Origin of the sequence: Vibrio sp. EJY3 (assembly GCF_000241385.1) — a bacterium.
GTDB classification, from domain to species: Bacteria; Pseudomonadota; Gammaproteobacteria; order Enterobacterales; family Vibrionaceae; genus Vibrio; species Vibrio natriegens.
On the sequence record NC_016614.1, the window covers coordinates 1858706 to 1883891 of the forward strand.

The window sequence follows — 25186 nt, forward strand, 5'->3', positions numbered from 1 at the left end:
TAAACGAGAATAAACAGTGGTAATCGAAATTTCAGCACTTAGAATGCAAGGACTGAAACCTATTACCAAACTAGAGTGATTTTATGCTTCGTGATTACACCTTCGATTGCCTTGTAACCATGCCTCGTCATGAGCTGGAAGAGTTTAGTGCTCGCATGATCAGCAAAATGGTGCCAGAAGACGTGATGAATGAGCTGTTTACTTTTGATCAAGAAGAAGTGGATAGTGAAGACCGCATGCTGTCTGCCCGCCTCGATGCGATGCTGCGTATGACGGCTATTGCGCTGAGTGAAGTTCAACAAGCTTTTTATGACTCCGAGAACGCGAAGCAAAACAGCGAGAGAATGACACGCCTGATCCTTTGGCATTTCTATGCGATCTCATTCCGTTTGGAAGAAGCCATCACACTTGAAACCCATTGTGAGCAAGTAGAAAAGCTGCTTGAAAACACCCCGACGGATGTATTTGTGTGGGTTAAGACGCTGACAGAGCTCCTGCACACTTATGCTGAGATCAATGCCAAACAAGCCCCGCAAGATTAAGTTCGTTTTACTATCTTCAGGTTAATTGGAACAAGGTGGAGCATCGGTCCACCTTTTTACAACGCTATTCTTAGACGCTGGCAGTGTAATCAGGACTGCCTCTACTTAGCTAGAAAATAGCGTATAGTTGAGGAATCCATTCCCCCAAACACACTCGAATAATCACCTGCTTTCAACAAAAAAATCAGATAAATTTTTTCGTATTATAACAATCTGAGCAAACAGAAAATTAATCACGATAGTGATACTATTTTCATATTAGATGCGAGCAGTCTGGAATCACGCAAAAAGTTAAACAAACCTCTACACACTCACCAATATGCAACTTCGTGCATTTAAAAACTCTCATTTTAACAACTAGCAATTACTTAAAAAATATCTTTTATTTTTACGTCGCCTCATTGTTAGTGAGTATTTACATACTTAATCAATATTATCGTTCTTAACCGCTCATTTTAGCTTGTTTTCAACGCCTCTTCTGTCTTGCCAAATTAGGCTGTAGCCCTTGCTGTATTTGACTTGCCGATTGTCTTGACTAAAGTTTTATGCACGTAGTTGAGTAAAGTATAAATAAGAAGAGTTTGAGACATCTCTGCCAATGCAGGGACAGTTGGAGTAGTAACGTGAATCTTACAAGACATGTTCTTATTTCAGGCTGAATCAGCTGCTTCATTTGGTAACGAGCTTGCCCTTGTAAGCACGTGCTATCGTTCTGGCCAAGCAGTTAAAAGATAACCAGAAATCGAACGTAATATAATGGCAAAAGGAATTTATATTATGTGTAGAGACTTATGTATTATGCCTCCGGACCCGGATCTGCATAACAAGATAGACAAGTCCAAGGATGCTTTCTTACACGGTAGCCTACTGGACCAGGTCGATCAGGTCGACTTGCTTGATATGCGTACTTATACGCTTATCACCGGACGCCCGGCAAAAACCCGCTCTCATAACCACACTCTTGAGTCGGCTCCGGTAACCGGAGTGCGACGGGCGCTGGTGTTGCTCGTCGACTTTTCAGATAAAACCGCCACGCAACCACAGAGTCACTTTAATAACCTGCTGTTTTCACTCGGTGGCAACAGTATGCGTGAATACTATCGCGAAGTGTCCTACAACAAGTTAGATGTACAGGGCCAAGTATCCGGCAGCGGTCCAACAGCCGGATGGTATAGAGCGCCGCAGCCAAAAAGTTATTACACCAACAACGATTTTGGCTTTGGTAGCTACCCTCGCAACGCTCAAAAACTGGCAGAGGATGTGATTGATCTGGCTGCACCTCATGTCAACTTCGCCAACTACGACAACAACGGAAATGGCAAAGTAGAAGCTTTGGTGATCATTTGTGCGGGCATCGGCGGCGAACAATCTGGTGATAAAGATGACATATGGTCACATAAATGGAGCATCTCACCCAAGAACGTAGATGGAGTGGTGGTCGATCGTTATTTTATGGCACCAGAAAATGGCCGGGTCGGCGTCATGTCGCACGAATTAGGGCATCTGCTAATGGGATGGCCAGATCTATACGACACCGACTATTCAAGTCGCGGTACTGGTAGCTGGGATTTAATGGCGGGCGGCAGCTGGAACAATGGCGGTAATACCCCAGCGCACCCGACCGCTTGGTGTAAGGTACAAGCTGGGTGGGTCACACCTGGGGTGATCTTCAACAGTGCTCAGGCTATTAACCTCAACCCCTACAGCGACAACGCACAGGTTTACAAGCTTCCGATTGGTAGTGTCAACAGCAAGGAGTACTTCCTGCTCAGCAACCGTCAAAAAAGCGGTTACGATCAATACTTACCCGGAGAGGGGATGATCATCGAGCATGTCGATGAAAACAAAACAAACAACACCGACGAAAGCCATTATCTGGTCGATATTGAGCAAGCTGATGGGCAACGCCATCTCAATACCAACGCTAACTCAGGCGACAGTAACGACCCGTATCCATCGGGCAGCAATAATCGCTTCTCCAATACCTCGACACCCAACAGCAAAAGCTACAGCGGTGCCGACTCCAAGGTAACCGTCAGCGATATTACTCGCGTGAGCAACAATATCACGGCTAACGTCAATGTCGGCGGTGCAGCGGCGAAAGAATGGAAGCACAACGTCGCGGTTTCACGCACGTATGCCACCGTTCATACGAACAATTGCTGGGCCTACCTCGCCGGAATCGGCTGGCGGAAAATAGATGGTATCAGCAATGATGGCGTCAGTAATGTATTCAATCTATTGGTAAACGCGCGAGCCTTCGATAGACCCGTCTCGGTACAAATCGACGGTAGTAAAATTTATGCCGCATACATGAATTAGGAGAAATACTCATGAACTTTTCCAACAAAAAAATTCTTCGTACCTATTCGACTCCACACTCAAAAAATGTCTGGGGGTATATCGATACCATCGGCTGGCGGAAAATTAAGCCTAGCAATACCGATAGCTCAACTAATATGTTTATGATGCTCAATGCCGCAAAAGGCAGCGGTAAAACTGTATCCGGCACCATTGAAGACAGTACCAGTCAAATCACCATCCTTTATTTCTAGGGGGCTGCTATGGCACAGACTATTAATATCAATATTACTGAGTCACAACCTGATGTTCAGACATCGGCTCAGGCATTCGTCACAGACGACGGTCCTCCCCCTACAGGCGTTGAAGAAGTTGCAGAGAGTCACGATGAGCTGAGTGCACCGGCACCCAACGGTTCTGCTGAGTTCAACGAAGCGGCTGCGTTTGACGACGTGCCCGCACCAGGTCCTGAAGACTTCTTTCACGAAGAAATAAGCGACCTAAGTGTGGCTCCGCGACCGGATATGGTTGAAATGGCATTTTCCGACTCGCTCGATGAGCATGTACCCATGCCTGACGATTTCATGGATGCAGAGTTGACCAGTGACGCCATCCCCGAACCGAAAGAACAACCGGTCGCTGAGAAGAAAAAATCCACCCGAGCGAAGAAGTAGAATTGAACGGGTACTTAACAAGCCGATGCACACCTTCTACACTGCTGGTGTGCATCTTGTTATTTTTTACGGAGCCAACTATGAGCGGAGTTTCGGCAGCCCCCAATCAATCCACCCTAACCGGTCAGGTGCTGGTAATTAGCCCGAATGAAAATGGTAAGCATCGGGTACGTTTACTCATCGAGCAGGTCGATCGTCAGTTTGGCCCTTGCTTTACAGAGCCTGGCTCCCATTTAGACTGTTTCACCTTTGACAACGTCGACGAGCTAACGGTCGGCAGCCAAATTCGGGGACAGGCAGAGTTTATCGGCGGGCCACATCATCAGGAATGTCTACTGAGCGATATCAGTGTCGATTTTCATTAGTCTCTAGACGATTAGGTTAAGCTGAGGATTACGCCAAAGGTCACAGCAGAATCGGACTCAGAAAAGTACTTTCCTAGCCCTCTAATAATTCCTTAAAGGTAGACTTACCTGAGAGCTCCCCTTTACCTTCCCCCAAGGGTAACCATTATCATCAGATCGACATTTCTCAGTAATAGAGGACCAACCATGAGCTGCTGTAATAAACCCCCACGTGGTGGTAGTAATGATCTTGGATTAATGATGAAGTTTTTTCTGGTTATGCTGGCTGTTATTTTTGCGTTAGCCTTAATTGCCGGAATGTTTTAGTTAGTCGGTTTAGCGACTCTGAGGCAAATATGAACAAATTATGGCAAGCCATCACGCCCTTTTAGCTTGCCAAATTAAACTCTTATTTCTTCGCTCCCTCACTAGAGTAACGCTGAATCGGAGTAACCTTCAGTGGCGTAAGTTCTAGGTTACGGAGTACGGTGGTGCCTCCAACAGATACCGCCGTAAGATCATTGGCGTCCTGAGTTCCAAATATCAGATTAGACAGCGACATCTCACCATCGTTAACAAAGACCTCGATGGAGAACGTATCGACAATGATGTCTAGTTTTACGACACCGTTCTGGGCACGAACTACCGTTTTACGTTCCTCACGATATACATCAGGCATTGAGCTTGCTATTGCGTCCCTATCGCGTCTGATAAACACCGTTTCGTGTTCGAAGTCATACCCTACAATGGCAAAATGACCGTCCTTTCCTTTGAGTTGTAACTGGAACTCGCTGGCGTCGGAGTGTGCGTCAAGATCGATTTTAAGGCGGTAAGCGTCAGATATCGGCTTAGGGAAACTTGTGTTCGATGACTCTAATACTTCAACGGCCGAGCGAGTATAAGGATCGCCTTCAAGCCCTGCTATTGCCTCAATCGGCTGGGAGAAAAGGACAGGGTTTCCATCTACAGAACGCAGTTTTATTTGACGAACAATAGAACTCGCGGCTCCATGCCATGCTTTAGTGGGCAACTCGTTGGCATAACCCCAATTGTTAAGCCAGCCAATCGCGTAGCGAGATTCAAGACGCTGGTCAGCACCTAAATTGGAATCTTGCCACGACACCATCGCATAAAAATCGGCTCCTGCGTCCAGCCATTGTGGTTCTTCACTTTCTGGTATAAAGCGCTTTCCATCCCAGCTTCCAATCCAGTAAGCCGTGCCCGTCGTTTTTCCTGTTCTGAAACCATTCGCGCCGGATGCAAGCACCCAGCGAATATTATTAGGATCACCATCAAGCGAGAGTTGAAACAGATCAGGACACTCGAGAAGACCAAGATCATCACGCTGGAAATCGGATTGATATGTCCAGTGTTTAAGGTCTGAAGAGGTATAGAAGCCAATTTTGTGCCCTTCCGCAAGCGCCATTACCCATTGACTGTTCTCCTCATCCCAAATGACCTTGGGATCACGCCAATGTTCAGCCCCGGGATTATCCATAATTGGGTTATCGTCATACTCTTTAAAGTGATAGCCACCATCGGTTGAGACAAAGAGTGACTGACGCTGTACTCCGTCATGTTGCTGAGTTGCAATAGCAATAATCGCTCCGGCACCAAAGCCCGCTGTATTTTTGGTATCAACGACGACGCTCCCCGTTTGAATATCGCCAAGACCATTTTTATATTTGTGAATAGCTACACCATGTTCCTGCCAATGGACGAGGTCTTTTGATGTCATGTGATACCACGCCGTCCCATTCCCATTTGGGTAATCAGCGTTATAGAGATAGTAGAAATGCCAGACACCATCGATAAAGAAAGGACGCTGAGGATCATTCATCCAATGTCTGTTGGGAGTAATATGTATAGCTGGCCGATAAGGGGACCATTCTGAAGGGCGAGTAAATTGAGACGAGCTGGCAGACGCTAATTCAACGCCAGAAAGTGAGAGACTGGCAGTAAACAATGCAAATGAAGCACAGGCAACAGTGACAAGTGGCATGCCCGTCAGTGAGTTAAGTTTAAAGCGCATAATCCTTCTTATTATCATAGAGGGGCGGAATGCCCGCCCCTCTGATTTATGACATGTACAACTTCAGGAATTCTATTTAAGCGTTTTCTGGATCACACCGCTTGGATTAACGTTTATATTTGCAGGGATATCTGCCCAGCCACCTAGCCCACTCGTCCCGTAAGAGTAATCGACTTCAGTAGTGTCACCATCAATCAGGACTTTCACTGTTGGAGCCAAAGTACCACCACGTCGGAAGTTTTCTTTAACGCCGATAGTATCGATAAAGGATTGAATCAACCCATCAGGCATCACATAGTGTGAGTAAGACTGGAAGTGACCTGCTGGCTGGTTGTAGTCTGGGTCGTAAGGCGTTCCTGGGTAGAAGTTCAGGTTGGTTGGGTTACCAAGTACAAGACCTGAACCTTGGTTCAGTGGTTGGTAATCACTACGGATACCATCACCTACAAAGCCATACACCCCTTCCGGACCAGTGATACCACTTGCAAACGTCGTGCTGTGGCTGATAGTGAATAGGTAGTATTTACCATCTTTTTGATAGATCTGAGGGCGTTCGGTCTGGTCAGTAACACAGTTCGCCGAAAGGATCGGTGGTAAAAACTCCCACTCGGTAAGGTCATCATTCGTCGCTCGCGCTAAACCAACGTTACCAATCTGGAATGTCGCACCCGATGCATTCACATCTCTGACTGTTTCAGCGTACGGGTCACCATCCTGATAACCTAGATCTTCCTCGGAACACTTCGCCGAGCCCCTTTCCATTGCTGAGTTACCTTCAAAGACCATGAAGGTTTCGCCTGGATGAGCAGTATCTTCGAACGTAAACGGGTCACGGAAGTTAAAGTAAGGGTTTTGTTCAGCCGTCTGATAGTAGGTACCGTCAGCTTCCAGAAGATTAATCACCTTATCGAATCCGGTGAATTTTACGCCATTTTTATTCGCGTGTATCTTACCGACACTGAGTGCAATGCGTGGGTCATATGGCTTGATGTCATTGCCGTTTGAGTCACGATAGAACGCAACATCGGTAAAGAAAAGTTTCACTTCACCACCTGGGAAAATTCGGGCAGAGCCAGACCATTGTGTCTGATGACTGTATGACTGATCCTCAAAGATTTGTCCGGTGACACCTTCGTCAAAAACAAGGCCACCATAAGTCCAGCCACCGTTTTCTGGGCGTTCCTCTGCTGGAATACCCGCTGGACGATAGAAGTAGCCGATCTTCGCATACTGGTGTCGTTCATCAAAACCTAGGCTTCTATCCGCAACAAGAGAGAAAATAATCTCCTGTCCGTTCACGCTATATTGGTTGGCATCCGCATCAGTCAGTGGCCATGAATCCCATACCCATACCTGCTCATTAGACATGTCAGGAAAATCCTGAGGGACGCTAGGCATCGTGTACTCTTGTGGCATAGAGTTCTCACGTGACCCAGCCATTGGATCAGACATACGCTTGAGCTGACGAGCATCAGCACGGGTCCATTTAGCCGTAAAATTACTCTCAGGAGCGTAAGCTTCTTGAGTGTGTAACGTTGGCTCTGGACCAGGTTGAAGCTGTGCTGCAAAAGCTAACTGACTTGCCGCTGTTCCCATTAAAATCCCTAAAATAGGGACTCCCGTTTTCATTTTTGTCGAACGCATTTTACTTACCTCTGTTAATAAAATTCTCAAAATATTCAATTTTCCAGAAGTGGTTAACCCTCAGAAATGTCACAAACTATCAACGGCATAACCCATTCGAAATCATCTAAAAATCACACTAATTTCGGTAACGTTCCCGAAATTAGGTAAAACTTAGCCATTCACAGACAAACAGAATCAACAAATGGCTGAATGCACCCGTGAATGTAAATATCAGACCAAAGAGTTTGATACTAAAAATCGAACGAATTTAATAAGTCGAAATACAAAACTGGCGGTCCCGCTATCATAGGAAATGTCCGTTAGATCGGAGACTTTGCGTCACCCCCTTTCGGAGGTTTTGCCTTTTCAGTCATGCATCCTACAAGAGAAGAGATGATGAACTGAGTGTGGGTAAGCCTTTGCTAACCACGCGAAAAAGCATAACAACGAAAAATGACAATTCAAGATCAATAAGATTAAGGATATAAAACTCTGACAATAGCCAGACATCCTAATGCCTTTATATATGAATACGCGTATCTAACAAACCCTTAATGAAACTGACTTGGATCCGGTTACAATAAAATTGTTTAGATACATTAACGCCCCCTTCATAAACAACTGATTTATTAACTAAAAACTGTCATTTTTATGACAATAATTTTAGTAATTTAAATATCGATCAAATTTCATACACAACAACGAACTCACATTGGTTTAACTTAGAATAAAAAGGGAACGTTACCAATTATTCAAAAAGTGTATTTGGGTAAGATAAAGCGATACATATCTGCCGTTACAATTTTCATTCAAGCAACGTTATGCAAATAAAAAATGTCTGGCATGGATTCGCAAAAAAGCCAGCAGCGATGCTGCTGGCTTTTAAACACGAACACTGATTACTCATCAGTCTGTATTTGACAGAATTAGTTCGTTAAACCAAATCGAACCTGTCAGCATTCATCACTTTCGTCCAGACAGCGATGAAGTCTTTGACAAACTTCTCTTGGTTATCGTCCTGAGCATACACCTCAGCGTAAGAGCGCAAGATAGAGTTTGAACCAAACACAAGATCCGCGCGAGTTGCAGTGAACTTCACTTCACCCGTTTTGCGATCACAAATCTCATAAGAGTTGCGGCCTGTTGGTTTCCAGCTGTATGCCATATCAGTTAGGTTGACGAAGAAGTCATTCGTTAATACACCAACGCGGTCAGTGAATACCCCATGCTTGCTACCACCATGGTTTGTACCAAGTACACGCATTCCACCAATCAGGACTGTCATTTCTGACGCGGTTAAACCAAGTAGTTGTGCGCGGTCTAGCATCATCTCTTCTGGAGTAACCGTGTAGTGCGTCTTCTGCCAGTTACGGAAAGCATCTGCCAGCGGCTCCAAAACGTCGAATGACTCTGCGTCAGTTTGCTCTGCTGTCGCATCACCACGGCCAGCGTAAAATGGCACGTCAAAGTCAAATCCTGCTGCTTTCACCGCTTGTTCAATACCGACGTTACCCGCAAGAACAATCGCGTCTGCAACACTGATACCAAATTCTTCCGCCACTTTCGTTAACTCTCCCAGCACTCGCGCCAGACGTTCTGGTTCGTTACCTTGCCAAGCATTTTGCGGGGCCAAGCGGATTCGCGCACCATTTGCTCCACCACGAAGATCCGAACGACGGAATGTGCGAGCGCTATCCCAAGCTGTCGCAACCAAATCAGAAACACTCAGGCCAGTTGCGGCAATCTTCGCTTTAACCGCTTCGATATCGTATTCGGTATTACCCGCTGGAATTGGGTCTTGCCAGATTAAGTCTTCAGCCGGCACATCAGGGCCAACATACCGAGCTTTAGGGCCTAAATCACGGTGAGTCAGTTTGAACCAAGCACGAGCGAAGACTTCATTGAAATAAGCTGGGTCTTGGTAGAAACGCTCTGAAATCTTACGGTAGTCAGGATCGACTTTAAGCGCCATGTCGGCGTCCGTCATCATAGGGTTGTAACGGATTGAGAAGTCTTCAACATCGACTGGTTTATCTTCTTCGGCAATTTCTACTGGTTCATATTGCCAAGCACCTGCCGGGCTTTTTGTCAGCTTCCATTCGTGCTCAAGCAGCATTTTGAAGAAACCGTTATCCCATTGTGTAGGATGAGTGGTCCACGCGCCCTCAATACCGCTGGTCACCGTATCACGGCCGATGCCACGCGATGTATGGTTGTTCCAGCCAAGGCCTTGCTCTTCAATATCTGCAGCTTCTGGCTCTGGCCCCAATTCCGCAGCATCACCATTACCGTGCGCTTTACCGACCGTATGGCCACCAGCAGTTAGTGCTACCGTCTCTTCATCATTCATCGCCATGCGAGCAAAGGTCACGCGCATATCAGCTGCCGTTTTTAACGGGTCCGGATTGCCATCGACACCTTCTGGGTTCACGTAAATCAAACCCATCATTACAGCTGCTAGAGGGTTTTCTAGGTCTCGCTCGCCAGAATAACGACTCCCCTCAACACCTGAAGGCGCTAACCACTCTTTCTCCGAACCCCAGTAGGTATCTTTTTCTGGGTGCCAGATATCTTCACGACCGAATGCAAAACCAAAGGTTTTAAGACCCATTGATTCGTACGCCATGTTACCCGCCAGAATCATTAGGTCAGCCCAGCTGATTTTATTGCCGTATTTTTTCTTGATTGGCCACAGTAAGCGGCGTGCTTTGTCTAAGTTACCGTTATCAGGCCACGAGTTTAGTGGCGCAAAGCGCAGATTACCGGTAGATGCACCGCCTCGACCATCAGCAGTACGATAACTGCCTGCTGAGTGCCACGCCATGCGGATCATCAAACCACCGTAATGACCCCAATCCGCTGGCCACCACTCTTGGCTATCTGTCATCAGATCTTTTAGATCATTTTTCAGCGCTTCTACATCCAGCGTTTTCAATGCTTCACGATAGTTAAAACTTTCACCCAGAGGGTTGGTCTTTTTATCGTGCTGATGAAGAATATCTAGGTTTAGGGCATTCGGCCACCAATCCATAACAGTAGAACCCGTAGATGTCATACCGCCATGCATCACCGGGCACTTCCCCGCAGAATGGTTATCTTTACTCATAAAGTTTTCCTTAAAGAGATAAATATCTTTTTGTAAGTGAATCTCATTTATCGCTAAGTTAGCATAAGCTCTAGGCTAATTTTCAAACACTTACCCCTTTAATCATGGTTTAAGAACTGTATGACAAATTGGTCAGAAAGGTATGACACACGCATACAGATCATCCTCACAAAACTTCAGTTCCCGATATGCGCCTTAAAACTCAGCCTCTTAGTTTATGAAGTAAGGAGGATTTACAAACTGACACTCTTGATAAAATAATCAGAATCAATAGGAAGATGGGCATTCACATGGACAAACGTCAAAAGCAGCAGATGCAATTTGAAAAGAGCGGAGAAAATCTCATCGTTGGCAATATTGACGATTGTCCGATATCTCCGGAACAATTGGCTCGAACGACGGAGGCTTCTCCTTATGTGGTGGAAGCTTTTCAAAGTGGATTAACGGCTGAAGTATTTCGGGTTCAGTTTGATGGAAAAGACTACACTCTGAAAAAGAAGCGCCCTGAAGCCAAGGTGCAAAATCTTAATGGACAGTTGTCGTTCCTGAATGAAGTGCAGCGTCGTTCTGATTTGCAAAAGCAGAAAGATTCTACGCACACCTCCGTGGACTTCGAATGCATCGTGCCGACGGTGTACGCTGATTATCGCTTAGGCATCATTCTTTCTGAGTGGATAGAAGGGAAACCCATCAGCGATGTATCTTCCTCATTGCTTTACCAGCTATTCTCAACCTTATCTGCGTGTGAAAAAATTGGCCTGTTCGAGTGGGACTTGTGCAGCGGCAATCTGCTCGTAGATGACGACCATAAGCTCTGGCTGTTCGATTTCGGTTACATGTACCCCTTCGACCCGCTAACGGAGCTCAACAGTGACGGCCTTAATGCGCCTATCTTTCAGTTTTGTGAGCGCTTTGAAACTCGATTCCTTTCGGGCTGGCTTGTGCAGCAAGGTTATTCTCATCAAGAATCATTAGCTCTGTTCAAAAACGTTAAACATGAAGCACTTAGCGTCTTACTTGAGCAATGCAAGTGGCTACGTCTTAACCACGCCAGTTCAGCCGTTTTAAACCACAAAGAAGCGCAAGTGACCAAATACCAAACCGCCCTTCAGAATGAAAAAACCTTAGAGGACTTATTCATTGTTGAGATGTTCCGCTCGCATGTTTTGGATATCGAAGATGATATTGATGGGAAAAGTTGTACTGCAACGACGCTAAAGCGCGTTAATACGGTTCTTGAGATGGTAAACGAGCATTATGATTTCCTCCGCGAACAAGGTGCACTGTTCTACCAAAATGAAGGGAAATCAAAGCAAGAACTTATGGACTCCTACCGCGAAAAACTTGCTTTGGTGAAGGAATATCAGCTCAGTAAAAACCACCAGTAACCACTTAATAGCCCAAGTAAAATGTCCATCTTCTCACTTGGGCTAAGTGACAATTGTGCTACTTCTTAATCGGATTAAGAATGATCGTTGTGCGTTTTGCTTTCGGTCCAAATACTGCTCGCGCACGCGACTTAACCTCTTCCAAAGTGATGCTTTTAGCCGTTTGTTCCACATTCAGCAACAGATCCAGCCCATAGTCATGCACCAGATAACGACCATATGCCCATGCTCGCTGGCTAGGTCTGTCTTCCACTCCCTGCATGGCGACCACCAATTGTTTCGCTGCGATATCGACCTCTTTCTGGGTAATGTCTTTCGCCAGGTCATCAAAAATTTTATTTAACTGACTGTCCATGACCGACACATCTTTTGGGTCGACTTGCGATTCAAAGATCCAATCCGAGACTTGCTCACGATCCTGTATCATCGGGTAAATACTCGGACTGTAATCCAAACTCAGATCTTCACGTAATTGAGCCATTACGCGTCCGGCACTGATGCGCTGTAAGATGTCGACAACCATAGTGTCCCTCGCGCTTTGGGTAACATCATTGGCGTTGGTCAAACGCTGTAAATAAAGTGAAGACGGCTCATGACCATCCGTCATAACAGAGCGACCAGATGCCTGCGGATTCAAAGCCACGTGGTAATCAATAGGCTCACCAGGTGTCATTTCGATAGAAGCAACAAACTTGGTCAACAGGGGTTCAAGTTGCTCTGGTTCTATGTCCGCAACCACCACCATTTTGAAGCCGTTATTGAACTTAAATAAACGCTTGTGTACGGCAAGTATCTGTTCTGCGGTAACGCTCTCGACACCATCGCTATCCAAAATACGATGGCGACTTTCCGGCAGATAAGCATTTTGATTGGCTTCCTGAACCAGCTTTCCCATTGGTGATTCAAAAAACGCGCGACGCTGCTGTTTAAATTCTTGCTTTACCGCTGTCAGTTGGCGCTCATCGACCTTAATTTCTGTGCTCAGGTTGTAAATTGCATTCAATGCACTTTCTAACTGTGCTTTTTGTGTGGTGACTTTTACGCCGTGACTGGTGGTATCTAACATCGGAACAATAGAAGTATTATTGCTACGCAAGTAACTGTCTAACTTCGAACCTGAAAAGTACCCGAGCCCGCTTCTTACCGCTGCCATGGTGGCTATCTCATAAGCTGGGTAAAGCGGCTTATCTACTGCCGCTTTACCGCCTTGGCTTGCAAAGTAAATGTAAGCGCGCCCACCCGCTTTTTCGTCCTTTTGGAACCATACATCGACGCCATTAGAGAGTGTATATACCTCAAACCCTCCCGCCTCTTTGCGAGCACTGATAATGCTGCCTTCCTTAACTGGCTGAAGGAAACCACCCGCTCTCGCTTCCATCGACAATGGTTTTTCTCCGGGTTGGAAATAAGCCGTATTTAGAGATGAGAATACATCGGGAAACTGCGCGCGCGTTTCGTTTTTGCTCATCCCGATAGAAAAGCTCGGCGGCAAAGATAACAGCTCTGTAATGTGGGCATTCACACTGGCTAACGTGGCGTTGTCGAGAAACGTTGCCAGGCTCTGAGCGTAACTTGATTTGGACTGGCTGACGCTGTTTTGCTCTAACTGGAATACACGCGCATCTGCGTAGCTATTGGGTTTACGCTTGCTCCAGTCAGAATCCAGATTGGTGAGTTCACCTTGCCAGTTAGCCATAACACTGTCTAATTCTGCTTGGGTGACGCCATAACTCCGAAGCGAAGTTAACGTGCTGATAAACAGGCGGTGCATTTTTTCGCGGCGCTCTGGCGCAAACGCAATACCGGCAGACATCATCCGGTGGTAGTTAGAATAGTAAGGTTGAGCGTACGCATACTGGAAAGGAACGGCAGCATCATTGAGATCCGTGATCAGTCTCTGCTGGATCAATTGTCCAGCGACTTCATCCAGCCATTCTTGATGCTGATGTTCGACGGTTTGGCGTCCTATCGCGCCTCGTTCAACAACAAGATGCAGGCTGGGTGACTCAATGGAATTACTTGGCAGGATTTCATTATTGATGTTAACGCGAATATCGCGGCGTTTTTTAATCACCACATCTGACGAGCTTTTCCAGCTGGAAAAGGTCTTGTTAATGTCTTCCGCAAGAGCGTCGACATTAACATTGCCGGTCACGATAAGCTCGGCGTACTGCGGCTGGTACCACTGTTGATAAAAGCTTTTCAGCGTAACTGGCGTCGCCTTTTCTATCGAATCTCGAGTACCAATAGGATCATGCTCGCCATAAAGTGTACCTTCTACCGAAGCTTGATACGCATTTAAAGCAAAAGGCTTATCATCCGGGTTCGCACGACGCCACTCACCTAAGATCACGCCTTTTTCTTTTTCCACTTGGGTTGGTGAAAAGGTCAGCCCGTCGCCAATATCGCGCATCCAGATTAGTGCGTCTTGCAATTGACTTGAGTCCGCGAGCTCCAGTTTATATCCCGTCTGCTGATAGGTCGTGAAAGCATTGATGTCCGCGCCAAAACTCCCTCCGGACTGCTCGAATAATCTTATCGCCTCATTACCAGAAAAGTGCGTACTGCCATTAAATGCCATGTGCTCAACAAAATGCGCATAACCTTTTTGGCTTGTTTGCTCTTGGAACGAACCAATGTTCATCACCATACGCACAGAGATCTCTTGGTCTTGTGTCGGGTAAATATGATATTTCAAACCATTCGGTAACTGATTAACATACCAGTTGGTGTCAGCCTGAATCTTTGTCGAGTTAGGGGTAACAACACAGCCCGACAATATTAAGGTCGAGGCTAACAAACTATAGCGCATAGCAATGATCCGAGATGATGACCATGCAATTCAAACCCTTTCTAGTCGCATAGCCTTAATATAAGTGATGGGGTCTTCGGCTTAAATCCATACTCCAGACCCCGCTTTAGCGATGGCTTATATCCAATTGAAGTCCAGGTGCAAGACTCAAAGCGTAGCCACCAGCTCAAGTTAAAGAAAACTAATGCAAGTGTAGGTCAAAACGAACACTCTCTCCGAGTCGATCAAGCTTGTCGGAAGTCTCGACAAAAAATCGATGACTCTCCCCTTTAGAGTGAAGATCTAAGTTGACTCTATCCCCTCTTCCAGGCGTTGATACGGCAAACTGAAAACCTGTCTGTGTTTTCTCACAAAGCAATAAACACGGCTTATCGACCTCTAAAGTTACACCTTCTTGCGTATCAGACTCAGGTATTTCAATACGCCCCGGATGACGAAAAACACAACCAATATGGCCTTGATAAACCACCGCCTGAAGCGCAGGCGTATTCTCCAATACCTTAACATAAGGTTGAGCGGCATAACGTTTCGTCTCTGCTAATGAAGACCCAGGTAACAGCGTGTATTCATAACAGGCATTTTTAGGTTGAACACCATGGTCAATTGACAATTTAAACACCCTGCCACTCACTTTGTCTGCACTCAAGTGGGCATTAATTCGCTGCCCACTGCCTTGTTGTATGTGACTATGTAAGTGAGCATTCACATTACCTAGCACGTAACCCACATTTGCATGATGCAACCAACTTTTGGCTTTAACCAGCGTAGACTCACCATTATGGTATGCATCATTTACACACGCTGGGAAATCATAGTGGCACTGGTTAATCGTGGTCATTACCGGCTCAGGGTGCGTCGAACTTATCCCCGCACCAAGAGCGATAATCGCCCCCTCACAAAAGAACCACGATTTTAGCCCCTGGGTTTGCATCACATCCAGCTCGAAACTGGTGATGCCCCAACGGCGATTGCTGACGCCGCCCGTCCAGTCGGTTTGTTGTTCTATTCTTCCCCATTCGTGGGCTGGCATTACAATTTGTGGACAAGTCACACCCGGAATCTTAGCCCAATCCCAATAAGGATAAATATCGTGGTACTCGTTACCCGTCACCCCAATATTCATACTGCCAAAGCCCAACCAAAAACCCGTCAGATTTTCCTGATTACCAGTTTCAATCGGCGTGATTCGACAAGAATTGGCTTTCACAGACACAGCGTATTTATTATTAGCCATAACCGCGTAATCAGAACGCCAGAAGTGTTTAAACCCAGAAAAAGGGTAGTCATGCCCCTGAAGGTGTTCGAGATATCTTTGCAGCTGAAGGCGATAATCAGGGAACAAAGCCAACAACATCTTCGCTTGAGTTGTCAGCATGGTTCGACAATGCGGTTTTTCCAAATCAGGTTTGGCGATAGCCCGGCCACAAGCGTTGTAGTCCCAGCGCCCGGTCCGAGTCATCCATACCGAGCCTTGGAGATAGTAAGTCAATAACAAACGTTGTTGCTGTGATGAAAAACGGAATCGAGTCTGCGCGCAAACATAAGCCCAGGGAAGCGCAACATTGATAAACGATTCACCATAGCCACCATTTTGTAATTGCGGACCGTGCTGTTGATAGGAGAAATCAGCCTGTATGCCCTCTTCCTGAGTGATGGCAATCGTTTCTGCTATCGCTTCCATCGCCTTTGCAAAAAGTGATTCATCGCTTTCTAACAACCCACGATAGGCTATTCCATTGGCAAGATCGACACGATTGGCGCCTGTCATTGACGCGTTATTGGGCAGATCTTCTATCAACTGCTTGATTAACGTTTCACTAAGCTCTTCACTGAGCAACAGAGCGATTGGCCCCATCAGTCGTTGCTTGCCGATTTGGTTCCACCACCAGTTCCAGTTAGTTGGATTTATTTGATACCAATACGCCAAGGCCTGTTCAGCAATAGTATGCGCGTTTAAACAGCGCTGACGTTTAAATTGGCAAGCGAGAACCAGCACACGCTGTAAATAAGCATGGATGATTTGTCCATCCTGCACGGCGTCTGCCAACTGGAGATCGGGCCAACCAGAATGAGGAGAAAAAGTGGCTTGCCACTGCGCTACTTGCCGTTGCCAGACTTGTTGTGTTTGAAGAGACAATTGCTGATCAACAATTGTTTGTGACACCTTATGTCGGATCTGCATCAAATGTTGTGAATACACGATGCGAGTAACTCCTTAATTCAGCCAGAAAGGGGGATGCAACAGTCAACCTTGTTCACTGTCAGAAAATAAAAAAAGAAGGTGCTCTCACACCTTCTTTGACTTGATTAGTTATCGAACCAACTCCACTCATATGGCTGTAATGCCAATTGTTGTGGTTCACCTTGTGTATTGAATACCGTGACCTGCTGAGCTTGATCCGTGAAGTTCACGGCCGTGGCTTTGTTGGTCTCAGGATAAAAAGCAACATCGACGTACGGGTTGTTAGACAACCATGCGTGAGAAACCGCTTCCTGCTGGGTCAGCCACAACAGAATGTGTTGTAGCAAACGCGCGTTTTCCATACTGAATGGCAAGTTACCCAGATACACAGCTCGACCAGCACCGTATCCGCGCGCGGTTAACGCCAAATGTTGTCCCTGCGCTGCCAATACCGTCAAGTCATCCGCTTGTGGATACACATAGCTTGGGTTACCGAAGTCCTCGTCACCCTTAATGAACTGACTTAAGTAATGGTTTTCCGCGATTTGCAGTGGCATCGCGACGCGTCCCATCGTCAGAGAGGTTTCTTTCTCTAAACCAAATACATCGCCAAGCTGGAAGTAACGGCCATTTTTCTGCCATGCAGAAGGCTCAGACACACCCAGTAAGCCACCGCCTTCAGCAACAAACTGACGCAGTGCAACGATGACTTTTGGATCGTTCCAACACTCACCACCACTCCATGCAGAGTTCGCATCACCCGTGTTGATGATAACTTTGATCTCCGGATCGATGCCTTTTTCTGCAATGTCATCAAAGCTGATGAACTCAACGTCAAACGGCAAACCAGACAGACACTCAAGGATGTTGTTACCTACCAGTTCCATCACATCAGGGCGAGGTGGAACGTAGAAACGCTGGTCTCGAGCCTGGTTTTGCAGCCAGCTACGTGCCGCGCCCCATGCGCTTAACACGGCAACTTTTCCTGCTACTTTCTTCGATTCACTGCGTTGTGTGAACTCAAGGTAGTCACCGAACTGACTTGAGATTTCCGTCACATGGTCAATAAAGTGCGGGAACTGGTTCGCAAGTGACAAGTAGCCGCCATAGCCAATACGGTCCAACGGTTTTTGCAACATCGCACGGCGAATCTTGGTCCAGTTAGACATAGACTCAACCACAGGATCATTTCCCTCGCGGAATACATCCGGGAAGAAGTAAGGATAAAAACGCGCTTCACGAATCTGATCACCGCCCGAATCCGTTAAACGACGCAGAGCTACGCCATCTTCTACCGCGCCGACATTGATATCGATGCCAATCTTTTGGTAGCTCTCAAGGAACGGTTCTGTGCCAATCCAGTGATCACCCTGGAACATCGCGGTCTTTTTGCCTGCTTGATGAGCCATGTTGACTAACTCTGCAGCAAACTCCACAACGAATTCCTGGACAAAGGTCATCCAATCTTGGTACTGCTTAGAAGGCACTTTATAGGTACCGTTGTAGTAACCGGCATCAACAAAATCTTCTGGAGACAACTTGTAGCCAAAACGCTTTTCAAAATCTTCCAGCGCTCGTGGGCTCACGGTTTCGCCATAGCCCGTCCAATCTCGATAGATGTCTTGGTTCTTTTCACCCGTATCGATAACAAACAAAAACGCAAAGGTGGTGAATCGAACCACTGTGGTATTTGGGTGCGTTTCCAACCAGTGTGCAAAATGGTTTAACAAATGTGCACGACATTCCGGATGGTATGGGTCAAGACTCTTAATACGAGGGCCTTTCCAATCGTTAGTCAGCGCGTTGTACATAGAAACGCTGTCCCAAACCTGGCGCGCCATAAAGGTAATGGTGTACTCGTGATAAGGGATCGCATCAAAGATTTCAATACGTTGATGTTCCGCATCAAATTCCCACTTGTCAGCCGGAATCACTTCGTTCAAGGTACGGTTTCTTACTTCCCACCAAAGCTTCGGCTCACTGTCATCATCCAGTTCATATTTGTCTTTGCTGTAACCATTGAGTGGGTAAATCTCAACGCGATCACTCATCGCCGTCACAGGGAACGACATCAGATATTTACGATGTAAATACTCTGGATGTTGGTTAGCGTATTCCTGATCAGCACGAACAAGGCACATCACTGAATAGATGTCGCTGTCTTGTTCAGCTAATGAATCTGGCATGGTTGTACCATCGCTGTCGCGAAGTGCATCCGCTTGCCAACGCTGATATAAATCCAGTACTACTTCTTCCTGCCCTTCTTCGACAGGCAGGGTCATATGACCTTTACGAGAGGCAAATTGGGTCATGATAGGCTCCAAAAAGTTGGGAGAGACAGGGGGCTTTCATCCCCCTGAATGGATATTCGAGTGTGCTTACCAGAAGAACTTCTGATAACCGTTTGCGCGCATCAAAGCTTCTAGATAGTAGTAATCACCGTACGGCAACATGTTGTCGCACAGACCAACTTTGACAAACGAAGCGCCATGCGCAAGCAAGCCAAGCGCAGATTCATCGCCCGTTAAATCACAGCTGTTCATCAGACCTTGCAACAGGAAGTTACCCCAATCTCGGTACTGCTTCGCTTCTTCTGGATCTTGAATACACTGCGAAATCAACAGTAAGCCCGCAGCAGTAATTGCGCCTGCTGAACTGTCTTTGTACTGAATTTCGTCACTTGGTAGCGAGTAATCCCAAACAGGAACGCCATCGTCTGTGATTTGCTCTACAGCGTAGCGGGCTAGCTTCTTCGCCAGCGTTAGGAATTTCTCGTCTTGAGTGTACAGATAAGTTTGAGCGAAACCGTGGATTGCCCATGACTGTCCGCGAGCCCAACAGGAATCATCCGCGTAACCTTGGAACGTCTCACCTTTGATCGGCTCCTGAGTGACCGGATGGAAGTTAAATGAGTGATACGTTGAGTAATCCTCACGCACAATATGCTTCGCTAGCGTCTCGCTGTGTCGAGTTGCGGCTTGCGCATAAACAGGAGAACCCGTCACTTTTGACGCCCAAAATAGTAACGCAGTATTTTGCAGAGAATCGATGATCGATTTGCCTTGCGTAATTTCAGGGCCAAGAGGATGCGTGTCATTCCACGCAACGATATAACCACCAATCTTTCTGAAACGATGGATAAGGTGATCAGCGGCGCGAATTGCCATCATTTTTGATTCTTCATCGCCCGTCAATTTGTAATCGGCCACGCAGCTTAAGCTGTATTGGAAACCTAAGTCGTGATCTAACCAGAATGGGTCAAGCAACATGTCGGCAAAATATTGTTTGCGCAACTTGGCACTGTTTTTAAACTGCTGATCAGCCGTCATTTGGTAGCAGAGCCATAACTCTCCAGTCCAAAAAGACGATACCCAATCAAACTGGTCACAGTAATCCCATTGGTGATCCGACGTACCAATTTTTGGATTACGCTCACCAATTTTAGGAATATTACGCTTAATCGCTTCTACTACCGTGGTTAGATGGTTCACCACTTTTGTTTCGTCCAGTGTGCCTGGCAACGGACGCAAAGTAATCGTTTCACTCATACCGAAATTCTCTTAAAACCTTTGTAATGCAAACTCAGGGTTATGCTCGATGATATATCTATAGTTTACAGTGATACTTTTCTATAAACGCATAACTCGCTCACATTTTTAAAACATCATTTCATTTTAAATATTAATTTCAAAAAAAAGCTGATCTTCAGCTTTCTATTACAGCGAATGGTCAAACTCGCCAACCGCCAACTACCTTTATGATTCAGCGGTTCGGAGAAGCGTTTCTTCTCCGAACGTCGCAAAACTAGTCTTGCTGCTTGTAGTGCGTCTCTGAAGCGTTGCGTAGACGCTCTGCCGCTTGCTCAGGCGTTAGGTCACGCTGGCTCTCTGCTAGCATTTCATACCCAACCATGAACTTACGTACTGTGGCACTGCGTAGTAATGGTGGTAAAAAGCTCGCATGTACTTGCCAATAAGCGTCGGGATTTCCGCCGATAAACGGTGCTCCATGCCAGCCCATTGAGTAAGGGAAAGAGCACTGAAAAAGGTTATCGTACTTAGTGGTTAACAACTTAATTGTCTTGGCGAGATCAGCCTGGATCTCTTGAGTCATTTCCGTCAGTCGACTTAGCTTAATTTTTGGCAATACCAAAGTTTCGAATGGCCAAGCTGCCCAGTAAGGAACCAAGGCCACCCAATAATCACTTTCGACAACAATACGCTCGCCAGACGCCACTTCACGCTGAACATAATCCAGTAACAGAGGACTATGGTACTGCGCAAAATAGCGCTGCTGCTGCTGGTCTTTTTTGGCTACCAAGGTAGGCACAAAACTGTTTGCCCAAATTTGACCATGCGGGTGAGGTTGAGAGCAGCCCATGCTTTCACCCTTGTTTTCAAACACCTGCACCCAAGGATAACGCTGGCTCAGTTCTTCCGTTTGTTCTATCCAAGTAGTAATCACATGTCCAATTTCTTCCACGCTCAACTCTGGCAAAGTGCGGCTGTGATCAGGCGAGAAGCAGATCACTCGGCTTTCCCCTTTGGCACTATGAAGTTGAAAAAGAGGATCATCGCTCACTGGTGAATCAGGGGTTTGCTCTGTAAGGGCGGCAAAGTCGTTCTTAAACACGAACGTACCTTGATAATTCGGATTCACATCACCGCTGATTCTAGTATTTGTTGGGCACAAAAAGCATGAGTCATCATAACTCGGCAGGCTTTCAATATTGAGGGTTTCTTGTTGCCCTTGCCATGGTCTTTTCGCGCGATGAGGCGACACCAGCACCCACTCACCCGTAAGAGGATTAAAACGACGGTGAGGATGCTCTGCAACATCAAATGATTGAGACATTATGTTTCCTTAAAGAATTAAGATTGGTAACCATTCGGATTGCGCTGCTGCCAGTTCCAACTGTGCTCAACCATATCCATTAAATCGTGATTCGCGCTCCAACCGAGCTCTTTCTCAGCCTTATCCACTTCGGCAAAACACTGCGCAATATCACCAGCTCTTCGTGGCTCGATACGCACTGGTAACTCTCGGCCGAGTACCTTATTCATCGCCGCAACCATATCTAATACGCTGACGCCATTACCCGTCCCGAGGTTATAAACATGTAGCCCACTGACATTGCCTCGCTCTTCCAGTGCCGCCACATGGCCTTCGACGAGATCTTGAACATGAATGTAGTCACGTACGCCAGTGCCATCATGCGTTGGGTAGTCGTTACCGAAAATAGAGAGCGTGTCGCGTCGTCCAATCGCCACTTGAGTAATAAACGGCATCAGGTTATTGGGGATACCGGTTGGGTCTTCACCAATTAAACCGCTAGGATGAGCCCCGATCGGGTTGAAATAACGTAACAGCGTGATGCTCCAGTCCGGGTTGGCAGCAGAGAAATCTCTCAAACAACTTTCGACCATATGTTTACTCGTACCATATGGGTTGGTCGTAGCGCCGGTTTGGGCTGTTTCAGAAATAGGAACCGTTAGAGGATCGCCATAGACCGTCGCCGATGAACTGAAGATCAAACGGTAAACATGTGCGGCTCTCATCGCTGCCAGTAAATTCAGCGTGCCTGAGAGGTTGTTATCGTAGTATTCGAGGGGTTTGGCCACTGATTCGCCTACTGCTTTTAACCCGGCGAAATGCATCACGGCACCGATTCTGTGCTGTTCGAAAATGCAATCAAGCACGAGTCGGTCGCGAATGTCGCCCTGATAAACAACCAATGGACGCCCAATCAACTTCTCAATACGAACCACGGCCTTAGGGTTACTGTTGCTGAAGTTATCCAGCACAATCGGTTCATGTCCTGCAGCAACCAATGCAACACAGGCGTGACTGCCGATATAGCCGCAGCCACCCGTCACTAATACTTTCATGAATTACCTCTTACAAATGAGCTTTAACAATGGCGTCAATCGATCGGAAAAATGTTCTTCTCGTACCGACGTTGCGCCATTTAATAGTGATGCTTTGGCGTTCGCTTTAAAGCGACAGAAATAGACGCTCCGCCCGCTGGTTGACACGTAGTCATCGAGCATCTGTACGCCAAGGTGGTCAATGAAGTTGATCCCTCTTCCTAAGATAATCAGTTGCTTAGAACTGATCTTCTGCAACTCTTGGTGGAGGTATTGAACGCAACCAAAGAAAATCGAACCATTGATGCGGATAACCGCGATATCTTGCTGCTCATCAATATTCAGCTCGTCGCAATTGAGTAATTCAATGGTAGGACGCGACGTTCTACGCAGGTAAAAGAAGAGAGAAGCTGCAACGCCAACATAGATAGAAAGTTCAAGGTGAAGAAAAATCGCGGCTAGGCTGGTCACTGCCAAAATAAAGATTTCTTTACCATCATGTTTTGCAATCACTTTAATGTGATGAACATCCACTAGGTTCCAGGCAACAACCAGCAACAAACCACCCATACCTGCAATCGGTATATAGGCTGCGTACGGAGCAAACAGCACCATGATGATTAATAAGAATAAGCCAGCGAACACCGCGGCTAGTGGGGTTTGTGCGCCGCTACTGTAATTCACGCCGCTGCGGGTGAAAGAGCCCGAGGAGACATAACAAGAGAAGAACGAGCCAACCATGTTTGAAATTCCCTGGCCGATAAACTCTTGATTACTATCAAGCTGTTGGCGAGATTTCATCGCAACTGAGCGGCTAATTGAAATCGCTTCAACCAGACCCAACATCGCAACCGCAAAAATGCCGTCAAGCATGGTAGATATATGGCTAAAACCAACAAAAGGAGAAGACAGGCTTAAATAGTTACTGCTTACTTGGCTCACCATCAAAACCTCGTTACCGGCATGATTCATCCAAGTCGCAAACCCCATCGCCACCAAGGTCGCGAATAACATGTGGGGTAGTTTTGGCCAAATGCGTTTACACAACACACAAACTGCGATGGTAACAATGCCCACTAATAGCTCTTTACTATTTAATGCATTGATATTACTGACTAGCAGTATGATATTTTCAACCGCCGTTTCGCCTGAGTCATATTGTAAGCCCAATACATGTTTAAGCTGGCTGACCCCAATAACAATCGCCGCACCTAAAGTGAACCCAAGCACCACCGAGTGAGACACAAAATTGACCACAACGCCAAAACGCAACAGTCCAAAAAGCAGTTGAATAATCCCGGCACACAAGGTCAACGTAAAACACAGTTGGATGTAAAGAGGCGTTCCCGGATCAGCGAATTGACTTATGGTGGTAAAGACAATCACCGAAAGAGCCGCTGTCGGGCCCGAAATCAAATGATGCGATGAGCCAAACAGTGATGCCAAAATAGCGGGAATAATTGCTGTATACAGACCAAACTCAGGTGGCAAACCTGCAATTATGGCATAAGCAATACCTTGGGGGAGCACGATAATTGCTCCTGTAAGTCCGGCTAAGATATCCGCTTTAAGAGTTTGAGAGTTTACCTTGGAAGACCAGCTTAAAAACGGAAACAGAAGGGACAACTTGCGATGTTCAACAGCGCGCATCACGATTCCTCTAACAACAGTCGATTTATGACGGGAAGATGATCACCTCGCTTTCCTGTACTCACCCAGAAACTAAAAATTCATACAGAAGCAAAATGAGCACAAAAACTATAAACAATCGCCCCGATGCAATCAACATTAAATGAAACATCATTTCATTTTTAATTTTTATCAATTTCAATTATGTGACACAGATTATAAAACATCGTTTCAAAATTGATTTATCACTCCATAGTGATACTATCTAGCTGTGAACGCTAGTTAGCTATTAGCTGTTCTTATTTTATGAAATATTTCTTCACTATCAGATTAATATTTTAATCCAAAGATATTGAATATGAGTCATTTAAAATACGATGGTTTTAATGAGGTTAAGTTAGCAGCATTTGAAACTTAAAGTCTTTGATAGCTCAAAGTAAGTTTTAACTGGTATTGGCCCTACGAAAGTAGTTACTGGTTGAAATAAGATATAGCTTTATATTTCCTAAGATATTGTTTGCATACTAAAAGAGCCCTTATGGGCTCTTTCTTTTTTATAAACAAAATCAAACAATTAACTTATTCATCACCACTTACACTTTCTATTAACAACCCATTTCGCCCCAATAAAAATATAAGACAAAATAATATTCCTTTATTTTTTCGACCTTGTTAATTAATAA

At 46.0% G+C, this 25186-nt stretch carries 16 protein-coding genes and 1 riboswitch; of the genes, 6 read left to right on the top strand and 10 right to left on the bottom strand.

All coding sequences use genetic code 11. The features are described 5' to 3' along the window. The first annotated feature begins 83 nt into the window (after positions 1-83). The 5 genes from VEJY3_RS24045 to VEJY3_RS24065 all read left to right on the top strand — a co-directional run bounded on the left by VEJY3_RS24045 (position 84) and on the right by VEJY3_RS24065 (position 3882). A complete protein-coding gene (locus tag VEJY3_RS24045; RefSeq protein WP_014235039.1) occupies positions 84-542 on the top strand; it encodes a hypothetical protein in 459 nt (152 codons plus the stop codon). Between the two features lie 756 nt (positions 543-1298). Next, entirely contained in the window at positions 1299-2864 is a 1566-nt protein-coding gene (locus tag VEJY3_RS24050; RefSeq protein WP_237708190.1) for a M6 family metalloprotease domain-containing protein, read from the top strand. Between the two features lie 11 nt (positions 2865-2875). Continuing rightward, positions 2876-3097, top strand: coding sequence for a hypothetical protein (locus VEJY3_RS24055; protein WP_014235041.1), 222 nt, complete (start codon positions 2876-2878; stop codon positions 3095-3097). A 9-nt stretch (positions 3098-3106) separates the two neighbouring features. Then, complete coding sequence (locus tag VEJY3_RS24060; protein WP_014235042.1) at positions 3107-3517, top strand: hypothetical protein; 411 nt, start codon at positions 3107-3109, stop codon at positions 3515-3517. Positions 3518-3597: 80 nt separating this feature from the next. Further along, positions 3598-3882, top strand: coding sequence for a hypothetical protein (locus tag VEJY3_RS24065; RefSeq protein WP_014235043.1), 285 nt, complete (start codon positions 3598-3600; stop codon positions 3880-3882). A gap of 388 nt (positions 3883-4270) precedes the next feature. Here VEJY3_RS24065 and VEJY3_RS24070 read toward each other — a convergent pair whose 3' ends face one another. The 3 genes from VEJY3_RS24070 to katG form a co-directional block, all read right to left on the bottom strand. Next, complete coding sequence (locus VEJY3_RS24070; protein WP_014235044.1) at positions 4271-5893, bottom strand: glycoside hydrolase family 32 protein; 1623 nt, start codon at positions 5891-5893, stop codon at positions 4271-4273. 72 nt (positions 5894-5965) lie between these two features. After that, the gene (locus VEJY3_RS24075; RefSeq protein ID WP_014235045.1) at positions 5966-7537 is read right to left on the bottom strand and encodes a glycoside hydrolase family 68 protein; all 1572 of its coding nucleotides are present in this window, start codon (positions 7535-7537) and stop codon (positions 5966-5968) included. A 270-nt stretch (positions 7538-7807) separates the two neighbouring features. Then, positions 7808-7892, bottom strand: a riboswitch (cyclic di-GMP riboswitch). A gap of 561 nt (positions 7893-8453) precedes the next feature. Next, positions 8454-10625 (bottom strand): catalase/peroxidase HPI, encoded by a 2172-nt coding sequence (gene katG, locus VEJY3_RS24080; protein ID WP_014235046.1) that lies wholly within the window; start codon positions 10623-10625, stop codon positions 8454-8456. A 290-nt stretch (positions 10626-10915) separates the two neighbouring features. Between katG and VEJY3_RS24085 the strand changes: the two genes are divergently transcribed. Beyond that, a complete protein-coding gene (locus VEJY3_RS24085; protein ID WP_014235047.1) occupies positions 10916-12013 on the top strand; it encodes an AarF/UbiB family protein in 1098 nt (365 codons plus the stop codon). 58 nt (positions 12014-12071) lie between these two features. Here VEJY3_RS24085 and VEJY3_RS24090 read toward each other — a convergent pair whose 3' ends face one another. From VEJY3_RS24090 to VEJY3_RS24120, 7 genes are all read right to left on the bottom strand, one after another. After that, entirely contained in the window at positions 12072-14825 is a 2754-nt protein-coding gene (locus VEJY3_RS24090) for a pitrilysin family protein (protein WP_014235048.1), read from the bottom strand. Between the two features lie 181 nt (positions 14826-15006). Next, a complete protein-coding gene (locus tag VEJY3_RS24095; protein WP_014235049.1) occupies positions 15007-17025 on the bottom strand; it encodes a polysaccharide lyase 8 family protein in 2019 nt (672 codons plus the stop codon). Between the two features lie 107 nt (positions 17026-17132). Beyond that, the gene (gnpA, locus tag VEJY3_RS24100) at positions 17133-19319 is read right to left on the bottom strand and encodes a 1,3-beta-galactosyl-N-acetylhexosamine phosphorylase (RefSeq protein ID WP_014235050.1); all 2187 of its coding nucleotides are present in this window, start codon (positions 19317-19319) and stop codon (positions 17133-17135) included. 66 nt (positions 19320-19385) lie between these two features. Further along, positions 19386-20555, bottom strand: coding sequence for a glycoside hydrolase family 88 protein (locus VEJY3_RS24105; protein WP_014235051.1), 1170 nt, complete (start codon positions 20553-20555; stop codon positions 19386-19388). A 256-nt stretch (positions 20556-20811) separates the two neighbouring features. Then, on the bottom strand, positions 20812-21864 hold the full coding sequence (locus tag VEJY3_RS24110; RefSeq protein ID WP_202796691.1) for a UDP-glucose--hexose-1-phosphate uridylyltransferase: 1053 nt from the start codon (positions 21862-21864) through the stop codon (positions 20812-20814). A 14-nt stretch (positions 21865-21878) separates the two neighbouring features. Then, a complete protein-coding gene (gene galE / locus VEJY3_RS24115; RefSeq protein ID WP_014235053.1) occupies positions 21879-22895 on the bottom strand; it encodes a UDP-glucose 4-epimerase GalE in 1017 nt (338 codons plus the stop codon). A gap of 3 nt (positions 22896-22898) precedes the next feature. Further along, positions 22899-24524, bottom strand: coding sequence for a SulP family inorganic anion transporter (locus VEJY3_RS24120; protein WP_014235054.1), 1626 nt, complete (start codon positions 24522-24524; stop codon positions 22899-22901). Positions 24525-25186 lie beyond the last annotated feature (662 nt).

Excerpts from the sequence above, each read along its gene's own strand:
- VEJY3_RS24055 (WP_014235041.1), top strand. The coding sequence starts at position 2,876 with ATGAACTTTTCCAACAAAAAAATTCTTCGTACCTATTCGACTCCACAC.
- VEJY3_RS24090 (WP_014235048.1), bottom strand. The coding sequence starts at position 14,825 with ATGCGCTATAGTTTGTTAGCCTCGACCTTAATATTGTCGGGCTGTGTT.
- VEJY3_RS24045 (WP_014235039.1), top strand. The coding sequence starts at position 84 with ATGCTTCGTGATTACACCTTCGATTGCCTTGTAACCATGCCTCGTCAT.
- VEJY3_RS24060 (WP_014235042.1), top strand. The coding sequence starts at position 3,107 with ATGGCACAGACTATTAATATCAATATTACTGAGTCACAACCTGATGTT.
- gnpA (WP_014235050.1), bottom strand. The coding sequence starts at position 19,319 with ATGACCCAATTTGCCTCTCGTAAAGGTCATATGACCCTGCCTGTCGAA.
- VEJY3_RS24105 (WP_014235051.1), bottom strand. The coding sequence starts at position 20,555 with ATGAGTGAAACGATTACTTTGCGTCCGTTGCCAGGCACACTGGACGAA.
- VEJY3_RS24085 (WP_014235047.1), top strand. The coding sequence starts at position 10,916 with ATGGACAAACGTCAAAAGCAGCAGATGCAATTTGAAAAGAGCGGAGAA.
- galE (WP_014235053.1), bottom strand. The coding sequence starts at position 22,895 with ATGAAAGTATTAGTGACGGGTGGCTGCGGCTATATCGGCAGTCACGCC.
- VEJY3_RS24075 (WP_014235045.1), bottom strand. The coding sequence starts at position 7,537 with ATGCGTTCGACAAAAATGAAAACGGGAGTCCCTATTTTAGGGATTTTA.
- VEJY3_RS24070 (WP_014235044.1), bottom strand. The coding sequence starts at position 5,893 with ATGCGCTTTAAACTTAACTCACTGACGGGCATGCCACTTGTCACTGTT.
- VEJY3_RS24065 (WP_014235043.1), top strand. The coding sequence starts at position 3,598 with ATGAGCGGAGTTTCGGCAGCCCCCAATCAATCCACCCTAACCGGTCAG.
- katG (WP_014235046.1), bottom strand. The coding sequence starts at position 10,625 with ATGAGTAAAGATAACCATTCTGCGGGGAAGTGCCCGGTGATGCATGGC.
- VEJY3_RS24050 (WP_237708190.1), top strand. The coding sequence starts at position 1,299 with ATGGCAAAAGGAATTTATATTATGTGTAGAGACTTATGTATTATGCCT.
- VEJY3_RS24120 (WP_014235054.1), bottom strand. The coding sequence starts at position 24,524 with ATGCGCGCTGTTGAACATCGCAAGTTGTCCCTTCTGTTTCCGTTTTTA.